Below are 21,205 nucleotides of genomic sequence, written 5' to 3' on the forward strand. Positions count from 1 at the left end.
TCGTGCAATTAACGCTGATCGGTATCTTCATTCTGATTCTGGCGTCCGGCGGCGGCTGGCTGCTGGTCAGGCGGCATCCTAAAGAGCATGCGACCCAGGTCAAGGCCGTGCTCTTCGGGCTCTATTTTTGGGGCCTGGTGTTTTTGCAGTTGGTCGCCGCCGCCTTGCTCTATTCCTTCTATAAGTAATCCTTTCAAGTGCTTGGCTCCGTCTGTCGTCTGACTGGGCCGGTCTTCTTCCGCAAAAAACGCTGCATTTCTCCTTTCTGCATCATTCGGCATTCGATGCGCCGTAATCGCTGGCGGCGCAGGCGCTCGATAAAAAAATTGCAGATTGTTCTGGATGCTGCGTTGAAATTCCTTAGTCTTCAACTACATTTTTGTTCAGCCTATACGATCTGATGCCGCGCCGCGTCATTTAACGGGCAAGTGGGATGGCGCAGCATGGCTCGGCAAGGGGAAACGAAAGGAGGCCAGGGGTTTCTTTTTAAGAAAGAAAAAATTTCTCAATGATACATAATTTCGAGATAAATCACCAAAACTTTTTGTTGGGATTCTCAAGCAGCATTAATAAATCGAACTATACTTATCCCAAGGTTAGATAAACGGCTTAGTTAAAGCAGTAAAAATCAAGCATTAAGCCGGAATTCTCATTTTTTACATTAAATAATAAAAACATGTCGCAAGATTCAATTAACCTCAAATTAGTCGGATTTAGTGAGTTCGAGGAGCGGAACATCGAGTCCGTTCTGTCCCTGGCTGAGCGAGGCTTGCTTAAAAATTGGCGGCTTGTTACAGCGCCTCCGGTAGATTATTACCTGTTGCCGGAAAGCCTGAATGCACGGATGGAGCAAGAGGATAACTTGAAAGCGTTGCCGCGTGACCGCTGCATTTTTACCTCCAAGGAAGAAAGCAGTGCGGACAGTGCCAGCAATGATATGTGGTTGTTGTGCGATTCCCGTAGCGTGCCGCGTATCCGGTCAATGATCGAGCTGTTCAATTTGCTGTGCGAGGATACGCTGACCGAGCGCAGAAATCAGGGGCCCTCGATCGGAACGGTGGAGGCGCCGCCGGTCAATATCACGGCCACGGTGGCCGCAGTCGCGGAAGTGACCGCAACTCCGGTGCTGGCAGAGGCTTTCAGTCCGCGGCAAGGTTTTATCGGACAACTGCTGGGCGCGGCGGACAAAAACGGGCTGCTGATATACGAATTGAATATACCCAACTCACCGGGCCGTATTTATGTTTATCCCGAGCAGCAAGTGTTTTACAGTCCGTCCAGCCTGGATCTGTTGGCGCCCTTTTTTGCCGCCGATCAGGCGTTGATTTCCTGCACGACCCGAAGCCAGGTGACCGAGGCAGAGCTCGAACAGCTATCCGAAGCCGAAGATTTGAAGCCTTATACCTTGAGAAGCCTGCTCTGGTACGGGGTGTACAAATCTTCGCAAGGCCGTTTGCTGGAAGGGGCCGCGGCGGACAAGCCCGTGCGCTTGAAACGTTGGCCGGATTTGAATCTTTCCGATTGTCAGGACTTGATCAAACTGGCCGCCTTCATGCAAAGCAACGCGGTCAGTTTGCTGGTGGTTGCGGAGAAAACCGGCATTCCGATCAAGATGATCTACGATTTTTATAATGCCTGCGAGATCGTCGGATTGATCGAGCAGAGTTCGGAGGCTGATATCCATAACAAACAACTGAATCCTGAAAAAGTCAGTCTGTTTTCTAAAATCAGATCACGACTGAATAAAGCCCACACGGCCTAAGCCTCGGATGTGTAATGGACAAGAATCATAAAATCAAGTTTGTTTTTACCGGTTGCGTCGGCGCGGGAAAAACGACCGCGATCGCCACGATCAGCGAAGTCGTGCCGATTTCAACCGAAGCAAAACCCACGGAAGACAGCGTCGTTCGACGCAAAAGTTCAACGACGGTCGCGATGGACTATGGCGAGCTGACGCTGGACGACGGTGAAAAAGTCTATCTTTACGGAACTCCCGGACAAAGGCGCTTCGATTTCATGTGCCATCTGTTGACCAAGGGGGCGCTCGGATTGATCGTGCTGGTGGACAATACCCATCCGGACCCGATGGGCGAACTGGATTATTTTTTAAACCTGAACGCCGCCTTCCTGAATCAAGGCGCGGCGGTGATCGGGGTGACTCACTATGATTTGTCGACCAAGCCCAGTGTCGATGATTATTACCAATGTCTTGCGGAACGGGGCGATCCCTGGCCCGTTCTTCATGTCGATGTGCGTAAGAGCGAGGATGTGAATTTATTGCTGAATACGCTATTGACGACCCTGGAATATGCGTAAGTCGATTGACCCAGCATAGTTTTTGATTGTTAGTGCGATTAATTTAACTCAACGGAGAAAATACATGGCTAAACTTGATGATGTTGTACGTAAAATTGTGAACGATGTTGACGGCGCCCTGGGCTGCGCGGTTGTCGATTTGTCGAGCGGTTTATTGCTCGGCGTGGCGCATAACGTACCTTACTTCACCTCTTCCTATTTGGAAGCGGTCGCGGCCGCGGCGGTCGACATGATGCGCGGAAAAAATGTCAGGGCGGTTGAATCGCTGCTGTCCAGCCAACGCGGCAAAACCGTGCAAAATATGATCAAGGAAGTGCAAATGACCACGGACAAAACCTACCATTTCATGGCGACCGTGCCGGACAAGCCGGATTCTATGGTCGTATTGATCACCAGCAAGAGCGCGAACTTGGGCATGGGCTGGTCCGCGGTAAGAAGCAACTTGCCGCTGATTGCGCCGCTTTGCCCATAAGCGCTTAGGATAATTCCTCCTCCGCTTGATTGGCGCAAACAAGGTCTAATCCTCTGTTTGACGCCAGTCGGCGGCGGGCGTTAGCGAAAGGAAGCTTTGCCGAGCCCCATTACCTGACGATTCAATGATCGACGCGTTGAGTCATCACAAGCCCTTTTGTCCGCTCGCTTGAGCGCCGTCTCTCCCTGCCAGCAACGCCACGCGCAAGCGTAAGATGCTTCCCCGAATTTTTCCGCCCATTTCGCTCTACTGAATAATGCAAACAATAGAACTGATCGGTTCTCACGACGGCGGTGACCATTACAACGCCGACATCATTACCGAAATTCTTTCCCAGGATGTGACTTCGTTGGCCTACGGTTCCGAATTTGTCGGCCGGCCGAATACCCGTATTTACCTGGGAGCAAAAGAGGTCGTCAAATTACGTAGCGAGCTGAGCTTCAATAAGGCCAAGGCGGTGCGCTGGATCAACGCCTCCTTGCAGAAAGAGCGCGAGCTCGGCGTGCATCATCCGCATAAAACCTGGTTTTTGATCGATACGAGCGCAGGCGGCGATGCCGCGCATGCGGTCATCATTGGCAATATTTGCCCGCGTCTGCAGCCCATTCATGCCTTATTCGAAACCCGGCCGGAGTCGGCGGCGACTCGAAGCCAATACCTTCGCATCCTGCATGCGGTATTTGCCGGCTACCTGCATCTGGCCAAACGGGCGCAACTGAAACTGGACGAAGGGCTGTCGAATTTTGGCGTGGATGCCGAAGGTAAGGTATTTTATCTGGATGACGAATATTACGCCTGGGACAATTTCGTTTCCTTTTCGATCATGCTCGGCGTCTACATTCGAACCTATGCCTGGCTGGATCGGGATTTTATCGAACAGATGGGGCGGGATCTTGCGAATTTGATCGATGCCGTTTTTGAGGATACTCACTGCAACGTGATCGTGGCCGAACAATTGCGCTCGCTGTTCATGCCCAGCGAAGAGAAAACGCAACTGGTGCGGCAATTGATCGATACGCTGTTATTGTTTACCAAGGAATCGGCGGCAAAGCATCGCAAGAAACCCGCGGCTTCGGGACGCGGCACCTCACGCTATTTTGCGTTGCTGGCCGATATTCATGCCAATTATCCGGCGCTGGAGCGTGTGCTGGGCTATTTGGAAGCCGAAAACATTCAGGACGGCATCATCCTGGGCGACATTGTCGGCTATGGCCCCGATCCTGCCGAATGCATCGAAAGATTGCAGGACTGTTCCTTGAACATCATCAAGGGCAATCATGACCATGCCGCCGCGATCAATAAGGCGGAAACCGGCTTTTCGCAAACCGCCAAAGCGGTCATCAAATGGACCGCGGAACGCTTATCCGAAGAACACAAGGATTGGCTGAAATACCTGCCGGCCGTGCTCGAGAATGATGAATGGCTCGCCGTGCACGGGGCTCCGATCGATCCGACGTTCTTTTACGGTTATGTCTATTCGATGACCGCCGAAGACAATCTGGACCACTTGCAGCATAAAAACCGGGCGCTATGTTTCCACGGCCACTCGCATATGCCGGGAATCTTTGCGCGCGACAGGCGTCGGGCGGATCATCATGTGAGCGATGAGGTCATCGACCTGGGCGCGTATAAGCATGCGCTGGTCTGCCCGGGGTCGGTCGGCCAGCCGCGCAACGGCAATCGCGGCGCGCAATTTGCGATTTATGACCGGGAGAAGAAGGTGTTGAACTATATCGCCTTGCCCTATGAGGTCGACGGCGTCGTACAGCGCATGCGCGACTTTGAACTGCCGGAGCCCTTGTGGCAACGGCTGTTGACGGGAACCTAAGCGCCCTGCGTATCTCTCGTTATATGCTTCAGGCCCTCGTGGAGGGCGGTAGGATTCTACGCTCGACACCGATAATGGCTTGATTCAACGTGATCAGATTTTTTTCCGCCTTGATCTGGATACCCATCATATAAAAAATCGGCATCCACAGGGGATTGATCAACACCCCGCCGAGCGCGCTTTTCAACGTTCTTTTCAAGTTTTTGGCCGGATTGAAAGATTCGGCCAATGAGCCGGCCGGCGCTTCGGAAAACACGGCCGCGATCGGCCGGAGCAGGGCAAGTTCCTGGCTGTTCAACTGCGTCATCGAGGCGAACAGCTTGCGTTCCATGCGCTGATAATTCCGGTGCGCGAAACACACCGTAATCGCGAATGTCAGTGCGACCAATGGCAGGAGCACGGTCGGCGGCGCGACCGGCGCGAACGTGGACGACAGCATCACGATCCCGAGGCCCAACATCAACAAGTCTTCCCCGTGTTCCACATCCCGGTCGATACCCTGGACGATCGCTATCACAGGATTATCGGAAGGCGCATGCAAGTAATGACAGTCTGGTTTCATAGTAACCTCCGCAAACAGACCTGCTCATAAAATCATAAAATAAGCAAAAGTCAAATCGGGTTTGTAACTGTCTGAATTTTCGTAATTTTATGGAAAGGTTGTGGATTGATTGTAGGAGAGGGGGTTGATTTGTGCCCATGCTTGGTTGGCTAACGGTGAAAATTATGCTTTAATTTGAAATTAAGGTGTATTCGTGGGCGTTTGCCTTTTGGCCTGAAACCGGACCGCATGGGATCGATATGTTCAATCAACCAATAAAAACCTGCATCGCCTTGTGTGCGCTCGTTTTCTGTTCGGCTTCTCGGGCGGATATCTCCATCAATATCAACGGCCAAGAAGTTTATTCGAACGCAAACGGTTATACGAAGTTTCATCCGGAAAATGTTTCGGGTAACGTGGTCGTCAATGTGAATGGTGAAACGTACCGGCCTCAGGCCAGGCGAACGGAAAAACCTGCGGCGAAGTTCAAAACGGTTAATCCCGTGCCTTCGAGAACCGTGCGGGTGTCGCGCAGTAAAAACAAACAGCAATTCGAGCAATTGATCGCGAAGACCGCCGACAAGCATCAGGTCGATCCCAAATTGCTGCATGCTGTGATCCAGGCCGAATCCGCCTACAATCCGTCCGCGGTTTCATCGGCCGGGGCGGTGGGTTTGATGCAGTTGATGCCGGCGACGGCGGCGCGCTTCGGCGTGACGGACAGTTACGATCCGGTACAAAACATCGAGGGCGGTACGCGTTATCTGAAACACTTACTGCACCTGTTCAATTCCGATTTGCGCCTGGCCGTGGCGGCCTATAATGCCGGCGAAAATGCGGTGATCAGGCACCATCATAACATTCCGCCCTATGCCGAAACGCAGCATTATGTCAGCGAGGTATTGGCCTTGCACGAGAACCCGGATCAGATCCGCAGCTACTTTAGAAAAAGATCGAGTGGTTGTTCGGGGCGGGTGCTTGAATGGAATGTGACGTGTAATTGAATGGTACAGTGGGCTTTGAGGAACCTTCATTGATCAAGGATTTTTCAAGAATTTGATTTGTAATCAGCCAGTCAGTTCTTTTACGGATCAAATAAAAAAGGCCGGACAGCAAAGCTGCCCGGCCTTTTTAGTGTCTAACCCGGTGTTGCCGGATTATTTCTTTTTATTGCGCTCTATGGCTTCCTTGATCACTTCGTCAGCCACGTTTTTAGGGCATGGCAGGTAGTGAGAGAATTCCATCGAGAACTGGCCGCGGCCGGAAGTCATCGTACGCAGGTCGCCGATGTAGCCGAACATTTCGCTCAGCGGTACATCCGCCTTGATCCGTACGCCGGTGACGCCTGGATCTTGCGATTTGATCATGCCACGGCGGCGGTTCAAGTCGCCGATCACGTCGCCGACATGGTCTTCCGGTGTAAACGCGTCAACCTTCATGATCGGTTCGATCAATTGTGGCGCTGCCTTTGGAATCGATTGACGGAACGCGGCTTTCGCGGCAATTTCGAATGCAATCGATGAGGAGTCGACCGCGTGGAAGCCGCCGTCGAGCAGGGTGACTTTGAAGTCCAAGCACGGATAGCCTGCCAAGACGCCTTGATCCAGCATGCTCTTGAAGCCTTTTTCGACCGCCGGCCAGTATTCGCGCGGTACGTTACCGCCGGTGACCGCGGATTCGAATGCAAAGCCGCTGCCTGGCTCGCCCGGCTCGATCGCATAATCGATCTTCGCGTATTGACCGGAACCACCGGATTGCTTCTTGTGCGTGTAGCTGTCTTCGACGCGGCGGGTGATCGTTTCGCGGTAAGCGACTTGCGGCTTGCCGACGATGACGTCGACGCCGTGGGTCCGTTTCAGAATGTCGACCTTGATGTCGAGGTGCAACTCGCCCATGCCTTTCAGGATCGTTTCGCCGCTTTCTTCGTCGGTCATCACGTGGAAGGACGGATCTTCCGCGACCATTTTGCCGAGCGCGACGCCCATTTTTTCGTTGGAGCCTTTATCTTTCGGGGTAATCGCAACCGAGATAACCGGTTCGGGGAAAACCATCGGTTCAAGCGTCGCCGGCTTGTCGGGATCGCACAGGGTATGGCCGGTTTGCACGTTTTTCAGGCCGATCAGTGCGATAATGTCGCCTGCTTGGGCCGATTCGATTTCGGAACGGTCGTCGGCGTGCATTTCCACCATACGGCCAACCCTTTCGTTTTTGCCGGTGTAGGTATTCAGCAGGGTATCGCCTTTCTTCAGCGTGCCTGAATAAATCCGAATGAAGTTCAGTGCGCCGAAACGGTCGTCCATGATCTTGAATACCAAGGCGCGCAGCGGACGCTTCGGATCGACGATCGCATATTCGCCGGTCGGATTGCCCTCGAGATCGGTTTCAGGTTGCGGCTTGACTTCGGTTGGATTCGGCAAGTAATCGACGACGCCGTCCAGGACGAGTTGCACGCCCTTGTTTTTGAAAGACGAACCGCAATAAGTCGGGAAAAACGCCATGTTGATGGTGCCTTTGCGGATGCAGCGTTTGATGGTATCCAAGTCGGGTACTTCGCCTTCCAGATATTTTTCCATCGCATCGTCGTCCTGCTCGACCGCGGTTTCGATCAGTTTTTCGCGCCATTCTTCGACTTTGTCCGCCATGTCGGCAGGAACGTCTTCTATGCGGTAGCTCATCGGATCTCCGGAATCGTCCCAGATCCATGCCTTACGGGTCAACAGGTCGACCACGCCCGAGAATTGATCTTCAACGCCGATCGGCAAGGTCATGACCAGAGGGACTGCGCCCAGAACGTCTTCGACCTGCTTGACCACGCGATAGAAATCGGCGCCGATACGGTCGAGTTTGTTGACGTAGATAAGGCGGGAGACCTTGGAGTCGTTCGCATAGCGCCAGTTGGTTTCCGATTGCGGTTCAACGCCGCCGGAACCGCAGAACACGCCGATGCCACCGTCGAGAACTTTCAGCGAGCGGTACACTTCGATCGTAAAGTCAACGTGGCCCGGGGTATCGATGATGTTGAAGCGATGGTCCTTCCAGAAACAGGTGGTCGCCGCGGACTGGATGGTGATGCCGCGTTCTTGTTCTTGCACCATGAAGTCGGTGGTCGCGGCGCCGTCGTGCACCTCGCCCAGCTTGTGAATCTTGCCGGTGAGCTTCAGGATACGCTCGGTCGTGGTGGTTTTACCGGCATCCACGTGCGCGAATATGCCGATGTTTCTGTAAAGGCTTAAATCAGTCATGTTGTTACTCTAAATGTTGGGCATAAAAATCTTTTTGCATTAACCGCCCTCGCGTATTCACTCAAGCAAATTCGACAGGAGGTTTGAACGGTGCAAGGCGTGACCTGCTGCCTGATGCCGAAGACCGCAGTCATGGTAACCAAGGGTTTGGACGGAACGCATCGAAGCCTGCGGTTGGGACAACTTCAAGTGCTGGCCTTAACCTAAGTTTGTTGCCGAGCACGCACCCAGTTTCGATAGCCGGCTATTTTAACCTAAAACTTTTAAAAAAATATATAAAAACATCAAATACGTACCGCCCGGCCTTCAGTTCTTGGCGATTTCGGCCCGCTAAGGCTGATCAATAGGAGGAATACAGGGCGCGTCAGAGCGGAGCATTTGCATTATTTCCGGATGTACGCAATAGTACCCTCCAGGATGCGATGGTTGCGCGGACGGCAGCGCCATTCCTGAAAGCCATGCGATAAAAGCGGCAGCGCTCCGGTTGTTGGGTGTTAAAATACGGCCATGATCGGAGATTCTTTGCCTGGAGCCCATCAAGACGATGCGCGGCTCGGCGTCAAAATAATACATTCTAATTAAAGCATGAGGATACTATGCGGAATCTGAGGTTTATACCCGTGTTGATTGGAGCGATCCTGGGAATCGCGGTCATCATTGTCGCCTTTTATTTCATTTTCCTTGATCTGTTCGTCGACCTGTGGTGGTTTCAATCGCTGAAACAGGAACCGTACTTCTGGCTCAGGCTGCTGTACCGGTTTTTCCTGTCCGGCGGCGTGACTCTGGCTTTTTTCCTGATTTTCTTTTTTCATTTCTGGATCGCTTCGCGTTACCTGGGCCTGAATCCCCCGGATGAGGTGTTGGCCGATCTGGACAAGCGCCGGCGTTTCCAGCGCTTCGCCGATGTGTTCATGGGCGATTCAGTCAAGGTTTATACCCCGATCTCTCTGGTCCTGGCCGTGTTCATCGCGATTCCGTTCTATCAGCAATGGGATGCGGCATTGCTGTATTTTTTCGGCCAGTCCGCGGGCGTCGCCGACACGGTTTACGGCAACGATGTCAGCTTTTACATGCTGTCGTATCCGATTTACCTGCTGATCCAAAAAGAACTGTTGACGACTGCGGTGATCATTTTTATTGCGGTCGGCACCCTGTATTGGCTGGAACATGTCTTCATTCCGAATCAAAACAAGGAATACCACATCGGCGCGAAGATTCATCTGACCGTCTTGGTCGGCTTCATCGTGCTGTTCGTGGTCTGGGGCTTCATGCTGGAGCGGTTTTCACTGCTTTATTCGCACAATCATGCGCCGGTGTTTTTCGGGCCGGGATTCGTCGAAATTTATTATCAATTGCCGTTGATCTGGATCGGCATCATCACCTTCCTGGCCGTCGCGGTGACCGCCTGTCTGTTCATCTTCTCGAAGGAACACCGGATCAAGGCCCCGTTTTTGGTTGCGTCGGCCGCGTTTTTATTTGCCTGGTATCTGCCGAATGTCGACTCCATTCCGAATCAGATCCAGAGGTACATCGTCAATCCGAATCCGGTTAAGGCTGAAAAGCCGTTCATGCAGTTCAACATCGATGCGACGCTGAACGCCTACGACCTAAAAAACATCCGCGTCATCGATCAGGACATCAACGTGAATGCAGCCGAGGACATCACGACCTGGAGTGCGCAGAAGCGTTTTGAAAACATTCCGGTCTGGGATCGGGAGTTTCTGATCGACAGCTATCAGCAACTGCAGGTGATCCGGCCTTATTATCAGTTCTTGTCGGTCGATGAGGATAGATATTTCCTGCTGGACCATATCCGGCAGGTCAATCTGGCTGCCCGCGAAGTGAATATCAGCAAGCTTCCCGAATCGGCGCAAAACTGGGAAAACACGCACTTGCGCTATACGCACGGTACCGGCGCGGTCGTCTCGCCGGCCGCCCAAGACGCGGACATGCCGCTGGTTTTTTATCTGCGCGATTTGAATATGTCTTCGCAGGTCGGGCTCAGCACGAAAAACCCTGAGATCTATTACGGCGAAGGCAAGTATGACTATGCCATCGTGCCCAACAAGTTAAAGGTTAAAGGGCTTGAAGTCGGTAAAGGGTCTGAAGTCGGCGATCAAAACGTCGATGAAAAAGAATATACTGGCCAAAGCGGCATTCCAATACGGTCCCTGTTCCGCAAGGCCTTGTTGGCTTTATATTTCAAGGACGAAAGAATATTCTTTTCCTTGGGGGTATCCACCGAGGGCAGTAAAGCGATGATTCGCCGGAATATTACCGAGCGAGTCAACGCGATCACACCCTTTCTGCAGTTGGACAAGGATCCTTATCTGGTGATGACCAAGGACCGCTTCTACTGGATACAGGATGCCTATACCATATCGAAGTGGTATCCGGCCTCGAAACCGGCCGCGGATGATTATCTGGAAGGTGATCAGCCGTTCAACTATATCCGGAATTCGGTCAAGATCGTCATCGATGCGTTTGACGGCACGGTCGATTATTACATTGCCGATCCTTCGGATGTCATCATCAATGCCTATGCGCGAGCGTATCCGAGTTTATTCAAAAACATGGAGGAAATGCCGGTCGAGCTGCAAAAGCATTTGCGCTACCCGCGCGACCTTTTTTACATGCAGATGAAGGTGTATGCGAAATATCATCAAACCATTCCCGAGCTGTTTTATGAGCAGGCCGAGACCTGGCAGTTCGCGAATGTGCGCAATCAGGAGGTCAGGCCGTACTACCAGACGATGGATTTCGGCAACTGTAAGGATCTGGAAGAATTCGTGATGATCAATCCGATGACGCCGGTGAGCCGGGACAATCTGAGCATGATCGGCGTTGCGAGTATTCTGGATAAGGAGACTTGCGGATTTAACTACAAACCCGGTATCACGATCTATAAGTTCCGCAAGGAAGTGCAGGTGAACGGCCCGGCGCAGGTCGAAGCCCTGATCAATCAGGACCCCGAAATTTCCGCGCAATTCACCTTGTGGGATCAGTCCGGTTCGGAGGTCAAACTGGGGCGCATGGTGATTCTGCCGATGGGCAAAACCGTGCTCTATGTGCAGCCGGTTTATCTGGTCTCGACCAAGGTCAAAATACCGGAATTACGCCGGGTGATCGTGTCGATGGGCAATGAAGTCGTGATGGATAAAACCTTGTGGGCGGCGTTCGATCGCCTGAAACAGCGGTTTTTGAAAGCGGCCTCGGAAACCGGCGGGACAGGAACCGCGAAGGAAGCCGCTCCTCAATGATCAGCAGGGCGGGCAGCACAGGCTGCCCGCCTTTTTTGTGGGAATCAGGATCCGCTTAGCGTCGCATCAGCGCGCAAAGCCGGTCTTCGAGCTCGAAGCGCTTGGCCAGGGCTTCGCCCAGCTCCGATAAGTCGTCCGCCAGGGTCGCCAAGGCGCCGGCGTCTTGGGCTTGCTCGTATTTGTCATTGAAGGCGACCGACAGATCGGTCACCTCGGAGAATTCCGGATAAATCTCGGTCGCAAGCGTCATGATGCTTGCGCGGCGTTCGGTGCCGGCCAATATCCGTTCATAAAGGCCGAAATGCCCGAGCGACACATAGTCGACCAGGACTTCCGCAAACCGGGCCAGTTTGGTCTTGACCCGCTCTATGTCGGTAAACGGTTTCAGGTCGCCTATCCGGCAATATAACGACCACAAGTCCTTCCTTTCGTTTTGCAACTCGGCGATCAGTTGAGCGCTGCGTTGCCTTCTTTCCGGTCTCACCTGCTCTGTCGTCGTCATGATGGTTCTCCCCCCGAGAATTGGTTAAATTTTATTATTCTGAATTTATGCCGTCCGCTGCGATCCGCAGCGGACGTCTCCAAGTCACTACGTTTAGGGTTGCAGTTTCTCTTTCAGCATCCGGTTGACTTCCTCGGGACTGGCCTTGCCCTGCATCGCCTTCATCACCTGGCCGACAAAAAAGCCGAACACCTTGTCCTTGCCGCTCCGGTATTGTTCGACCTGACCCGGATTATCCGCGATGATCTTGTCGATGATCGCCTCGATCGCGCCGGTATCGGTGATCTGTTTCAGGCCTTGGGTTTCGATGATCTCGTCCGCGCCGGCTTCATTTTGCCACATTTCCTCGAAAACCTGCTTCGCAATCTTGCCGGAGATCGTATTGTCCGCGATCCGCAGCAAAAGTCCCGCCAGGCGTTGGTAACTGACCGGTGATTCGGCAATTTCAAGACCCGATTTATTCAAGGCGGCCGCCAGTTCGCCGGTCACCCAATTCGCGCAGAGCCGCGCCTCGACGCCTGAAGCCTTCAGCAGCGCCTCGAAATAATCGGCCATCTCGCGCGATGAAGTCAGAATCGTCGTACTTTCGTCGTCGAGCCCGAACTGGTCCTTGAAGCGCTGCTTCTTCGCGTCCGGCAATTCCGGCATCGTCGCCTGCACCTCGGCTTTAAATTCTTCCGAAATAGACACCGGCAGCAGGTCGGGGTCGGGGAAATAGCGGTAATCGTTCGCTTCTTCCTTGCTGCGCATCGAGCGGGTCACGTCCTTGACCGAATCGTACAGCCGCGTTTCCTGCACCACCTTGCCGCCGGCCTCGATCAGATCGATCTGCCGTTCGACTTCGTAGTTGATCGCTTTCTCGACGAATTTGAACGAATTGATGTTTTTCAGTTCGGCGCGGGTGCCGAACTCTTTCTGGCCTTTCGGTCGCACCGACACGTTCGCGTCGCAGCGGAACGAGCCTTCCTGCATGTTGCCGTCACAAATGCCGAGATAGCGCACCAGTTCGTGCAGCTTGCGCATGTAGGCGACCGCTTCCTTCGCCGAACGCATGTCCGGTTCGGAGACGATTTCGAGCAGCGGCGTCCCGGCGCGGTTCAGGTCGATGCCGGTCAGGCCGTGAAAATCTTCGTGCAGCGATTTGCCGGCGTCTTCTTCGAGGTGCGCGCGGGTGATGCCGATGCGCTTGGTGACGCCGTCCACCTCGATATCCAGATGCCCGTTGCCGACGATCGGCAGTTCGAACTGGCTGATCTGATAGCCTTTTGGCAGATCGGGGTAGAAATAGTTTTTGCGCGCGAATACCGAATAAGGCGCGATCTCGGCCTCGATCGCGAGACCGAATTTAACGGCCATCTTAACCGCTTCCTGATTCAAGACCGGCAAGACACCCGGCAGGCCGAGGTCGACCGCGCAGGCCTGAGTATTCGGTTCGGCGCCGTAGGCGGTCGCGGCGCCGGAAAAGATTTTCGATTTCGTGGCAAGCTGGGTATGAATTTCCAGGCCGATGACGGTTTCCCATTCCATAGCAAGTCTCCTATTGAAATCCGGGCGGGGTGAGTTGATGCCAGTTCGTGGCCTGTTGATAGCGATGCGCGATGGCCAAAAGGCGGTCTTCGGCGAAATAATCGCCGATGATTTGCAGGCCGACCGGTTTGCCGGACGCGAGTCCGGCCGGGATCGACATCGCCGGTAGTCCCGCCAGGTTGACCGCAATCGTGTAAATATCGGACAGATACATCTCAATCGGATTGCCGATCTTTTCGCCGATGCCGAACGCAACCGACGGCGCGACCGGCCCCATCAGCACATCGACTTCTGTCAGCGCCCTTTTGAAGTCTTCGCTGATCAGGCGGCGGATTTTTTGTGCCTTGATGTAATAGGCGTCGTAATATCCGGCCGACAGCGCATAGGTGCCCATCAATATCCGGCGCTTGACTTCGCGGCCGAAGGCTTCGCCGCGCGAGCGCGTATAAAGATCGGACAGGTCGGCGGGATTTTCGCAGCGGTAGCCGAAACGCACGCCGTCGAAGCGCGACAGGTTTGCCGAGCATTCGGCCGGCGCGATCACGTAATAAGCCGGGATCGCGAGCTTCAGATTCGGCATCGAGACTTCGACGATCTCGGCGCCGAGCTTACGGTACTCGTCAATCGCCGCATCGATCACCGAAGCGACATCGGAGGAGAGACCCTCGCCGAAAAACTCCTTCGGCAGGCCGATCTTCAGTCCGTGGAGGGGCTGGTTCAAACCGGCCCGGTAATCCGGCACCGGCCGCTCGGCGCTGGTCGAATCCCGTTCATCGAAGCCGGCCATCGCCTGCAGCAGAATCGCCGCATCCTCGGCCGTCCGCGCCATCGGGCCGCCCTGGTCAAGGCTGGAGGCATAGGCGATCATGCCGTAGCGCGAGACGCGGCCGTAGGTCGGCTTAAGGCCGGTGATGCCGCAAAAAGACGCCGGCTGGCGGATCGAGCCTCCGGTGTCGGTGCCGGTTACGCCGGCCGCGAGCCTCGCGGCGACTGCTGCGGCCGAGCCTCCGGACGAGCCGCCCGGCACCGTGCTCAAATCCCAAGGGTTCTTGACCGGGCCGTAATGGCTGGTTTCGTTCGACGAGCCCATCGCAAACTCGTCCATGTTCAGTTTGCCGAGCATCACCGCGCCCGCCTGCTGCAGGTTCGCGACCACCGTCGCATCGTACGGCGCGATGAAGTTGTCGAGCATCTTCGAGCCGCAGCTGGTCTTGACGCCGTCGGTGCAGAAAATGTCCTTGTGCGCGATCGGAATGCCGGTCAACGGTCCCGCATCGCCTTCAGCGAGGCGTGCGTCCGCGGCGTCCGCCTGCCGTAAAGCCAGGTCTTCGGTCACCGTAATGAACGCATTCAGCTCCGGGTGTTGTTTGATTCGTGTGAGGTAAGCCTCGGTCAATTCGCGGCTTGAAAACTGTCGGTTGCGGAGTCCTTCGGCCAGCTCCGCGAGGGTCTTGTTATACATTCGAGGTTTATCCTTTATTCAATCACTTTCGGCACCAGATACAGCCCGGCCTCGACTTGCGGCGCAATCGCCTGAAATTTTTCGCGCTCGTTGCGTTCGGTCACGGCATCGCTTCTGAGCCGTTGCTGCAAGTCCAATGGATGCGCCATCGGCTGCACGCCGCCGGTATCGACCGCGCCCATCGCGGCCATCAGCTCCAGCATGCCGGACAAGTCCTCCGCATAATGCGGCACGTCCTGTTCGTCGATTCCAAGGCGCGCCAGATGCGCGATTTTTTTTACTTCCTCTGCCGTTAACGACATCGATTTGCTCCAAAAATATTTAAAACAGCCGCCGGATAGGGGGGGCACGCGCTGTGACGCGGGGTTTTACCGTGCAGTGGCAATTAGCCTCATTTAGTGCGCTAGCCGCGGGCGGAAAGTGCCAACAGGTATTCAGAATCCGGCCCTTAAAATATGATACTATATCTTGCTCGAATACCCGCTCGATTGATAAAGTAGTCCAATTTATTTCCTGTCAGGAACCATCCTCAAATGCTATTCAAAAGAATTCGCGGAATCTTTTCCAACGATCTCTCCATCGACCTTGGAACCGCTAATACCTTGATCTATATCCCGGGGCAGGGCATTGTCCTGAACGAGCCTTCGGTTGTCGCGATCAAGGAAGACAAAGTCCGCGGAGCGAAGACGATCGCGGCCGTCGGCGCCGACGCGAAACGCATGCTCGGCCGGACCCCCGGCAATATTACCGCGATCCGCCCGCTGAAAGACGGCGTGATCGCCGACTTCGCGGTTACCGAACGCATGCTGCGCTTTTTTATCGAAAAAGTGCATAAAAGTAAAATTCTGCGCCCGAGCCCCCGCATTTTGATCTGCGTGCCTTGCGGTTCGACCCAGGTCGAGCGCCGCGCAATCCGCGAGTCTGCCGCAATGGCGGGCGCGCGCGAAGTGTATCTGATCGAGGAACCGATGTCCGCCGCGATCGGCGCCGGCTTGCCGGTCGATGAGGCCTGCGGTTCGATGGTGCTGGACATCGGCGGCGGCACCTCCGAAGTCGCGGTAATCTCGATCAACGGCATCGTGTATTCGTCGTCGGTGCGGATCGGCGGCGACCGTTTCGACGACGCGATCATCAACTATGTGCGCCGCAACTACGGCACGCTCATCGGCGAAGCGACCGCCGAAAAAATCAAGATGGAAATCGGCACCGCCTATCCCGGCAGCGAGGTCAAGGAAATGGAAGTGAAGGGCCGCAATCTAGCCGAGGGCGTGCCGCGCAGTTTCGCGCTGAACAGCAATGAAATTCTCGAAGCCTTGCAGGAGCCGTTGTCCGGCATCGTCAGCACGGTCAAGGCCGCGCTCGAGCAGACACCGCCCGAACTGGGCGCAGATGTCGCGAACCGGGGCATCTATCTGACCGGCGGCGGCGCGCTGCTCAAAGATATTGACCGGCTGATTTCCGAGGAAACCGGTCTGCCGGTGTTTATCGCGGACGACCCGTTGACCTGCGTCGCGCGCGGCGGCGGCATGGTGCTCGAAATGATGGACAAGAAGGGCGTCTCCGCATTTTCTCTGGAGTGATTCGCTTCCTTGCCCGGATCGCGGCGCGGTCGGCCAGCCCACGCCGTTGTTTGTTTAATACGTTACGACAACTGCCGGTCGCAGGTCAGTTTGCCGCGACCGGGAGCCACCGCCGAGGATTTTCACCATCAAACTGTTATTCGCTACCGGCCCCTCGATCAATACCCGTTTGTTGATCGCCGTGCTCGCCTCGATCGCCTTACTGTCCTTAGACCAAAAAACCCGGCATCTGGAGTCTTTGCGCACCACGCTGTCGCTGCTGACCGACCCGGTAAAATACCTGGTCGACATGCCCGTCTCTCTGTTCAGGCAAACCGCCGATTCAGTCCAGTCGTACACGGATTTAAAAAAAGAAAATGAACATTTGCGGGAAGACCACCTGATGCAGCAGACCCGGTTGTTGAAGCTCGATGCGCTCGAAAAGGAAAATATCCGCCTGCGCGCGTTGCTCGAAAATTCGTTCAAACTCGGCGAGCAGGTGATGATCGCGGAGCTTTTGTCGATCAAGATGGCGCCTTACGAACATATCGTGTCCGTGAACAAAGGTACCCGTTTCGGTGTGCATCCGCAGCAAGCGGTGATGGATGAGAACGGCGTGGTCGGCCAGGTGGTCCGGTCCTTCCCGATGACCTCGGAGGTGATGCTGATCACCGACCCGAACCATGCGATACCGGTGCAGGTGAACCGGAACGGCCTGTTGACGATCGCGGTCGGCAGCGGCCAGATCAATCGTTTGGTCTTGCCGTTTCTGCCGAACGATGCCGACATCAAGCCCGGCGACCTGTTGATTACTTCGGGCCTGGGCGGCGTGTTTCCGCAAGGTTATCCGGTCGCGGTCGTCGATAAATTCACCTCCGAATCGGACAAACCGTTCGCGACCGTGACCGCAACCCCGAAAGCCTTCCTGGACCGCAGCCGCGAGCTGATGATCGTGTGGAGCAACTCGACGCCGATTCCCCTGGACTCGAAAAAGGCCACCGAACAGAAAGAGGTGCTCGAAGATGCTATTGAATAGCCGGTATGCCTGGGGCCGCATCGTGATTACCTTGGGCTTGGCGCTGGCTTTGAGAATCGCGCCGTTGCCTGGCGATTGGGGCTTTTTGAATCCGGACTGGGTCCTGCTGAGTCTGATCTATTGGTCGCTGGCGGTGCCCGAGCGCGTCGGCATCTTTCATGCCTGGTCATTCGGCCTGTTGACCGATGTGCTGCTCGGCAGGCTACTGGGCCAATACGCGCTGGCTTACTCGCTGGTGATATATCTTTGCCTCAAATTGCACAAACGCTTGCGCCTGTACCCGTTGATACAGCAGGCCTTGTTCATTTTTTTCTGTCTCTTGCTGTCGCAGTTGCTATTGTTCTTCATCAAAAACGCGCAGCATCCGGCGCAATTGCATGCGACTTTCTGGTTGCCGGTACTGAGTGGCACGTTGGCTTGGCCTCTGGTCTATACGACATTGCGCTTCGTGCGTCTGGCCAAGCGCGTCAAGTAAGCGGGGTCTGAGCTATGGGCCGCGTGTTTTCGATAAAAAATGATCAGGCCGAGAGCCGCCTGTTTTTGCGCCGCATCTATGTCGCGCTGACCTTCATCGTGTTGTTGACCGTGGGCCTGATCGTGCGGCTCGTTTATCTGCAAATCGTCGGGCATGAGCATTATGCGACGCTGGCGAAGGAGAATAGCGTCAAACTGACGCCGGTGCCGCCGACCCGCGGTATCATTTACGACCGCAACGGCAAGGTGCTTGCCGAAAATACCCCGTCGTACAGTCTCGAACTGATCCCCGAGCAGATCGAGGACATCGACGACACCCTGGCCAGGCTGCAAAAACTGTTCGATCTGCCGGGCGAGAAAATCGAGCAGTTCCACAAACAACGCAAGCGCGAAAAACGCTTCAACAGTGTGGCGCTGTTGCCCGCGATGACCGAAGAAGAGCTCGCCAAATTCGCAGTGGCGATGCCTTTTTTTCCGGGCGTCGAAATCAAGACGCACCAGGTGCGGCATTACCCTTATTATGATCTCGCTTCGCATGTGGTCGGCTATGTCGGGCGCATCAACGAGGCCGAACTGAAGGACTTGCCGATGCCTGAATACCAGGGCACCAATCACATCGGCAAATTGGGCATCGAGCGGACTTATGAGACGCAACTGCACGGCAAGACCGGCTACGCGGAGATCGAAACCAATGTGCAGGGGCGCTCGCTGAATACGATCAATGAGGTCAAACCGGTCCCCGGCGCGAATCTCTACCTGACACTCGATATCGATCTGCAAAAAACCGCTTATGACGCGCTCGATTTTTATAACGGTGCGGTGGTCGCGATCGATGTGAAGACCGGCGGCGTGCTGGTGTTTGCAAGCCGTCCCGGTTTCGATCCGAATCCTTTCGTGGTCGGCATTTCCGGCGAAGCCTATAAGGCCTTGAACGAATCGGAAAATCAGCCGCTTTATAACCGCGCGCTGCGCGGCCTGTATCCGCCCGGTTCGACGATCAAACCCTTCGTCGCGCTGGCTGGACTCGAATACGACAAGATTCACGCGCCGCAAAGCCTGTATTGCCCCGGCTATTACACCTTGCCCGGCGTCGATCACAAATACCGAGACTGGCGCAAGGGCGGGCACGGTTCGGTCGACATGATCCGGGCCATCACCGAGTCCTGCGATGTGTATTTCTACCGCTTGGCGCAAATGCTCGGCATCCAGAACCTGCATGATTTCCTGCAGCAATTCGGCTTCGGTGAAAAGACCGGCATCGATCTCTATGGCGAGTCGGCCGGTCTATTGCCGTCGCCGGCCTGGAAGCGAGCCAAGAGAAAGCAGCGCTGGTATGAGGGGGAAACGCTGATTTCCGGCATCGGTCAGGGCTATCATCAGGTCACGCCGCTGCAATTGGCGCGGGCGACCGCGACCCTGGCCAATCACGGCGAGGTGGTCACGCCGTTTCTGGTCGACAAGATCATCACCCCGCAAGGCGTCCTGAGGGGGCCGGAAAAGCATGGCGAGAGCATTCCGCTGAAAGCCGGTCATCTCGACGCGATTTTTGCCGGCATGATCAACGTCGTGCATAGCGCCGCCGGCACTGCAAAACGGATCGGCTACGGCATTCCTTACCAGATTGCGGGCAAGACCGGCACCGCGCAGGTGTTCGGCATCAAGCAGGGCGCCAAATACAACGAGAGCGAAATCGACTTTAAACTGCGCGATAATGCGCTCTTTGTCGCCTTTGCGCCGGCCGACGACCCGAAAATCGCGGTTGCGGTGGTCGTCGAGCATGGCAGTCACGGCGGTACGGTCGCCGCTCCGATCGCCGGCAAAGTGATCAAACAATACCTAAAAACGCTTCATGAAGACTGAAACCCGCTTCGAACATTTGCAGCCTCCGTCAATGATCGGCAAGCTTCTGCGCAAGTTGCATATCGATATTCCGTTGTTCCTCTGCCTGTTTCTGACTGCGCTGTTGAGTTTTGTGATCCTGTACAGCTCCGGCGGCCAGGATTTCGGCGTGTTGCTGCGTCAGGCCGCGCGCGTCGGCCTCGCGTTTCTGCTGATGACCGCGCTGGCGCAGGTCAATCCGATGCAGTTCAAACGCTATTCGGCGATATTGTTCGGCATCGGCATCTTTTTGTTGATCGCGGTATTGATCATGGGACAGATCGGCAAGGGGGCGCAGCGTTGGCTCGATCTCGGCTTTTTCCGCTTTCAGCCGTCCGAAATGATCAAGATCACCACGCCGATGATGGTCGCCTGGTATCTGGCCGAACACCATTTGCCGCCGAAGCCGAAACAAGTCCTGATCGCCGGTTTTCTGATCATCCTGCCGACCCTGTTGATCGCGAAGCAGCCGGACCTCGGCACGGCGATCCTGGTTGCCTCGGCGGGAGCGGCGGTATTGTTTTTCGCCGGTCTGTCTTATTGGTTCATCGGCGCTATCATCGGCTTGATCGGCGCCTCGACGCCGGTCATCTGGCATTTGATGCACGACTATCAGCGCGATCGGGTGCGGACCTTTTTGAATCCGGAAGCCGACCCGCTGGGGCGCGGTTACCATATCATCCAGTCGAAGATCGCGATCGGTTCCGGCGGCATTTACGGCAAGGGCTGGCTCGGCAGCACACAGTCCGAGCTCGAATTTCTGCCGGAAAGTTCGACCGATTTCATCTTCGCGGTGTTCGCGGAGGAGTTTGGCTTGTTCGGTTGTCTCGGTTTGCTGGCATTATATATGTTGATCATCGCGCGCAGCCTCTATATCGCCTCGCAGGCGCGCGACAGTTATAACCGTTTGCTGGCCAGCGCGCTGGCCTTTACCTTCTTTGTCTATGTCTTCGTGAATATCGGCATGGTGATCGGCATCCTGCCGGTCGTCGGCGTGCCGCTGCCCTTGATCAGTTACGGCGGCACCTCGATCGTGACCCTGCTCTCCGGCTTCGGCATCCTGATGTCGATCCATACCCACCAAAAATTTTCGATCGTTTGAGGAAAT

General features: G+C 55.1%; 18 protein-coding genes. 12 read left to right on the forward strand and 6 right to left on the reverse strand.

Going from position 1 to position 21,205, the window contains the following annotated elements; translation table 11 throughout:
• The first annotated feature begins 2 nt into the window (after window positions 1–2).
• From ACEPPP_RS14320 to ACEPPP_RS14340, 5 genes are all read left to right on the forward strand, one after another.
• Entirely contained in the window at window positions 3–188 is a 186-nt protein-coding gene (locus ACEPPP_RS14320) for a hypothetical protein (protein ID WP_374087766.1), read from the forward strand.
• Between the two features lie 581 nt (window positions 189–769).
• The gene (locus tag ACEPPP_RS14325) at window positions 770–1,762 is read left to right on the forward strand and encodes a hypothetical protein (protein ID WP_374087768.1); all 993 of its coding nucleotides are present in this window, start codon (window positions 770–772) and stop codon (window positions 1,760–1,762) included.
• A 14-nt stretch (window positions 1,763–1,776) separates the two neighbouring features.
• Window positions 1,777–2,316 carry an ATP/GTP-binding protein gene (locus ACEPPP_RS14330; protein WP_374087769.1) on the forward strand — a complete coding sequence of 180 codons (540 nt, stop codon included), beginning with the start codon at window positions 1,777–1,779 and terminating at the stop codon, window positions 2,314–2,316.
• Window positions 2,317–2,380: 64 nt separating this feature from the next.
• Window positions 2,381–2,788 carry a hypothetical protein gene (locus ACEPPP_RS14335; RefSeq protein ID WP_374087771.1) on the forward strand — a complete coding sequence of 136 codons (408 nt, stop codon included), beginning with the start codon at window positions 2,381–2,383 and terminating at the stop codon, window positions 2,786–2,788.
• A gap of 256 nt (window positions 2,789–3,044) precedes the next feature.
• Entirely contained in the window at window positions 3,045–4,616 is a 1,572-nt protein-coding gene (locus tag ACEPPP_RS14340; RefSeq protein WP_374087773.1) for a metallophosphoesterase, read from the forward strand.
• 28 nt (window positions 4,617–4,644) lie between these two features.
• On the opposite strand, the gene ACEPPP_RS14345 is transcribed toward ACEPPP_RS14340, so the two are convergent.
• Complete coding sequence (locus ACEPPP_RS14345; protein ID WP_374087774.1) at window positions 4,645–5,178, reverse strand: hypothetical protein; 534 nt, start codon at window positions 5,176–5,178, stop codon at window positions 4,645–4,647.
• 239 nt (window positions 5,179–5,417) lie between these two features.
• On the opposite strand from ACEPPP_RS14345, the gene ACEPPP_RS14350 reads away from it, so the two are divergent.
• Window positions 5,418–6,161 carry a lytic transglycosylase domain-containing protein gene (locus ACEPPP_RS14350; RefSeq protein WP_374087776.1) on the forward strand — a complete coding sequence of 248 codons (744 nt, stop codon included), beginning with the start codon at window positions 5,418–5,420 and terminating at the stop codon, window positions 6,159–6,161.
• A gap of 153 nt (window positions 6,162–6,314) precedes the next feature.
• Here ACEPPP_RS14350 and fusA read toward each other — a convergent pair whose 3' ends face one another.
• Window positions 6,315–8,399, reverse strand: coding sequence for an elongation factor G (gene fusA, locus ACEPPP_RS14355; RefSeq protein ID WP_374087777.1), 2,085 nt, complete (start codon window positions 8,397–8,399; stop codon window positions 6,315–6,317).
• 596 nt (window positions 8,400–8,995) lie between these two features.
• Here fusA and ACEPPP_RS14360 point away from each other — a divergent pair.
• On the forward strand, window positions 8,996–11,659 hold the full coding sequence (locus ACEPPP_RS14360) for a UPF0182 family protein (RefSeq protein WP_374087778.1): 2,664 nt from the start codon (window positions 8,996–8,998) through the stop codon (window positions 11,657–11,659).
• A gap of 55 nt (window positions 11,660–11,714) precedes the next feature.
• On the opposite strand, the gene ACEPPP_RS14365 is transcribed toward ACEPPP_RS14360, so the two are convergent.
• From ACEPPP_RS14365 to gatC, 4 genes are all read right to left on the reverse strand, one after another.
• Window positions 11,715–12,161, reverse strand: coding sequence for an Rsd/AlgQ family anti-sigma factor (locus ACEPPP_RS14365; protein ID WP_374087780.1), 447 nt, complete (start codon window positions 12,159–12,161; stop codon window positions 11,715–11,717).
• Window positions 12,162–12,254: 93 nt separating this feature from the next.
• On the reverse strand, window positions 12,255–13,688 hold the full coding sequence (gatB, locus tag ACEPPP_RS14370; RefSeq protein ID WP_374087782.1) for an Asp-tRNA(Asn)/Glu-tRNA(Gln) amidotransferase subunit GatB: 1,434 nt from the start codon (window positions 13,686–13,688) through the stop codon (window positions 12,255–12,257).
• Window positions 13,689–13,698: 10 nt separating this feature from the next.
• Complete coding sequence (gene gatA / locus ACEPPP_RS14375; RefSeq protein WP_374087784.1) at window positions 13,699–15,150, reverse strand: Asp-tRNA(Asn)/Glu-tRNA(Gln) amidotransferase subunit GatA; 1,452 nt, start codon at window positions 15,148–15,150, stop codon at window positions 13,699–13,701.
• Between the two features lie 14 nt (window positions 15,151–15,164).
• Window positions 15,165–15,452 (reverse strand): Asp-tRNA(Asn)/Glu-tRNA(Gln) amidotransferase subunit GatC, encoded by a 288-nt coding sequence (gatC, locus tag ACEPPP_RS14380; RefSeq protein ID WP_374087786.1) that lies wholly within the window; start codon window positions 15,450–15,452, stop codon window positions 15,165–15,167.
• 231 nt (window positions 15,453–15,683) lie between these two features.
• Here gatC and ACEPPP_RS14385 point away from each other — a divergent pair, with 231 nt between their 5' ends.
• The 5 genes from ACEPPP_RS14385 to rodA all read left to right on the forward strand — a co-directional run bounded on the left by ACEPPP_RS14385 (window position 15,684) and on the right by rodA (window position 21,199).
• Window positions 15,684–16,730, forward strand: coding sequence for a rod shape-determining protein (locus ACEPPP_RS14385; RefSeq protein ID WP_374087788.1), 1,047 nt, complete (start codon window positions 15,684–15,686; stop codon window positions 16,728–16,730).
• Window positions 16,731–16,899: 169 nt separating this feature from the next.
• Window positions 16,900–17,745 (forward strand): rod shape-determining protein MreC, encoded by an 846-nt coding sequence (gene mreC, locus ACEPPP_RS14390; protein ID WP_374087790.1) that lies wholly within the window; start codon window positions 16,900–16,902, stop codon window positions 17,743–17,745.
• The gene (gene mreD, locus ACEPPP_RS14395) at window positions 17,732–18,220 is read left to right on the forward strand and encodes a rod shape-determining protein MreD (RefSeq protein ID WP_374087792.1); all 489 of its coding nucleotides are present in this window, start codon (window positions 17,732–17,734) and stop codon (window positions 18,218–18,220) included. The genes mreC and mreD overlap by 14 nt, the downstream gene beginning before the upstream one ends.
• Before the next feature lie 14 nt (window positions 18,221–18,234).
• The gene (mrdA, locus tag ACEPPP_RS14400; protein WP_374087794.1) at window positions 18,235–20,079 is read left to right on the forward strand and encodes a penicillin-binding protein 2; all 1,845 of its coding nucleotides are present in this window, start codon (window positions 18,235–18,237) and stop codon (window positions 20,077–20,079) included.
• Complete coding sequence (gene rodA / locus ACEPPP_RS14405; protein ID WP_374087796.1) at window positions 20,069–21,199, forward strand: rod shape-determining protein RodA; 1,131 nt, start codon at window positions 20,069–20,071, stop codon at window positions 21,197–21,199. The genes mrdA and rodA overlap by 11 nt, the downstream gene beginning before the upstream one ends.
• Window positions 21,200–21,205: the final 6 nt, after the last annotated feature.

The sequence above is a fragment of the Methylomicrobium lacus genome (assembly GCF_041897535.1).
GTDB classification, from domain to species: Bacteria; Pseudomonadota; Gammaproteobacteria; order Methylococcales; family Methylomonadaceae; genus Methylomicrobium; species Methylomicrobium lacus_A.

Excerpts from the sequence above, each read along its gene's own strand:
- ACEPPP_RS14330 (WP_374087769.1), top strand. The coding sequence starts at position 1,777 with ATGGACAAGAATCATAAAATCAAGTTTGTTTTTACCGGTTGCGTCGGC.
- ACEPPP_RS14335 (WP_374087771.1), top strand. The coding sequence starts at position 2,381 with ATGGCTAAACTTGATGATGTTGTACGTAAAATTGTGAACGATGTTGAC.
- ACEPPP_RS14340 (WP_374087773.1), top strand. The coding sequence starts at position 3,045 with ATGCAAACAATAGAACTGATCGGTTCTCACGACGGCGGTGACCATTAC.
- ACEPPP_RS14345 (WP_374087774.1), bottom strand. The coding sequence starts at position 5,178 with ATGAAACCAGACTGTCATTACTTGCATGCGCCTTCCGATAATCCTGTG.
- ACEPPP_RS14350 (WP_374087776.1), top strand. The coding sequence starts at position 5,418 with ATGTTCAATCAACCAATAAAAACCTGCATCGCCTTGTGTGCGCTCGTT.
- fusA (WP_374087777.1), bottom strand. The coding sequence starts at position 8,399 with ATGACTGATTTAAGCCTTTACAGAAACATCGGCATATTCGCGCACGTG.
- ACEPPP_RS14360 (WP_374087778.1), top strand. The coding sequence starts at position 8,996 with ATGCGGAATCTGAGGTTTATACCCGTGTTGATTGGAGCGATCCTGGGA.
- ACEPPP_RS14365 (WP_374087780.1), bottom strand. The coding sequence starts at position 12,161 with ATGACGACGACAGAGCAGGTGAGACCGGAAAGAAGGCAACGCAGCGCT.
- gatB (WP_374087782.1), bottom strand. The coding sequence starts at position 13,688 with ATGGAATGGGAAACCGTCATCGGCCTGGAAATTCATACCCAGCTTGCC.
- gatA (WP_374087784.1), bottom strand. The coding sequence starts at position 15,150 with ATGTATAACAAGACCCTCGCGGAGCTGGCCGAAGGACTCCGCAACCGA.
- gatC (WP_374087786.1), bottom strand. The coding sequence starts at position 15,452 with ATGTCGTTAACGGCAGAGGAAGTAAAAAAAATCGCGCATCTGGCGCGC.
- ACEPPP_RS14385 (WP_374087788.1), top strand. The coding sequence starts at position 15,684 with ATGCTATTCAAAAGAATTCGCGGAATCTTTTCCAACGATCTCTCCATC.
- mreD (WP_374087792.1), top strand. The coding sequence starts at position 17,732 with ATGCTATTGAATAGCCGGTATGCCTGGGGCCGCATCGTGATTACCTTG.
- mrdA (WP_374087794.1), top strand. The coding sequence starts at position 18,235 with ATGGGCCGCGTGTTTTCGATAAAAAATGATCAGGCCGAGAGCCGCCTG.
- rodA (WP_374087796.1), top strand. The coding sequence starts at position 20,069 with ATGAAGACTGAAACCCGCTTCGAACATTTGCAGCCTCCGTCAATGATC.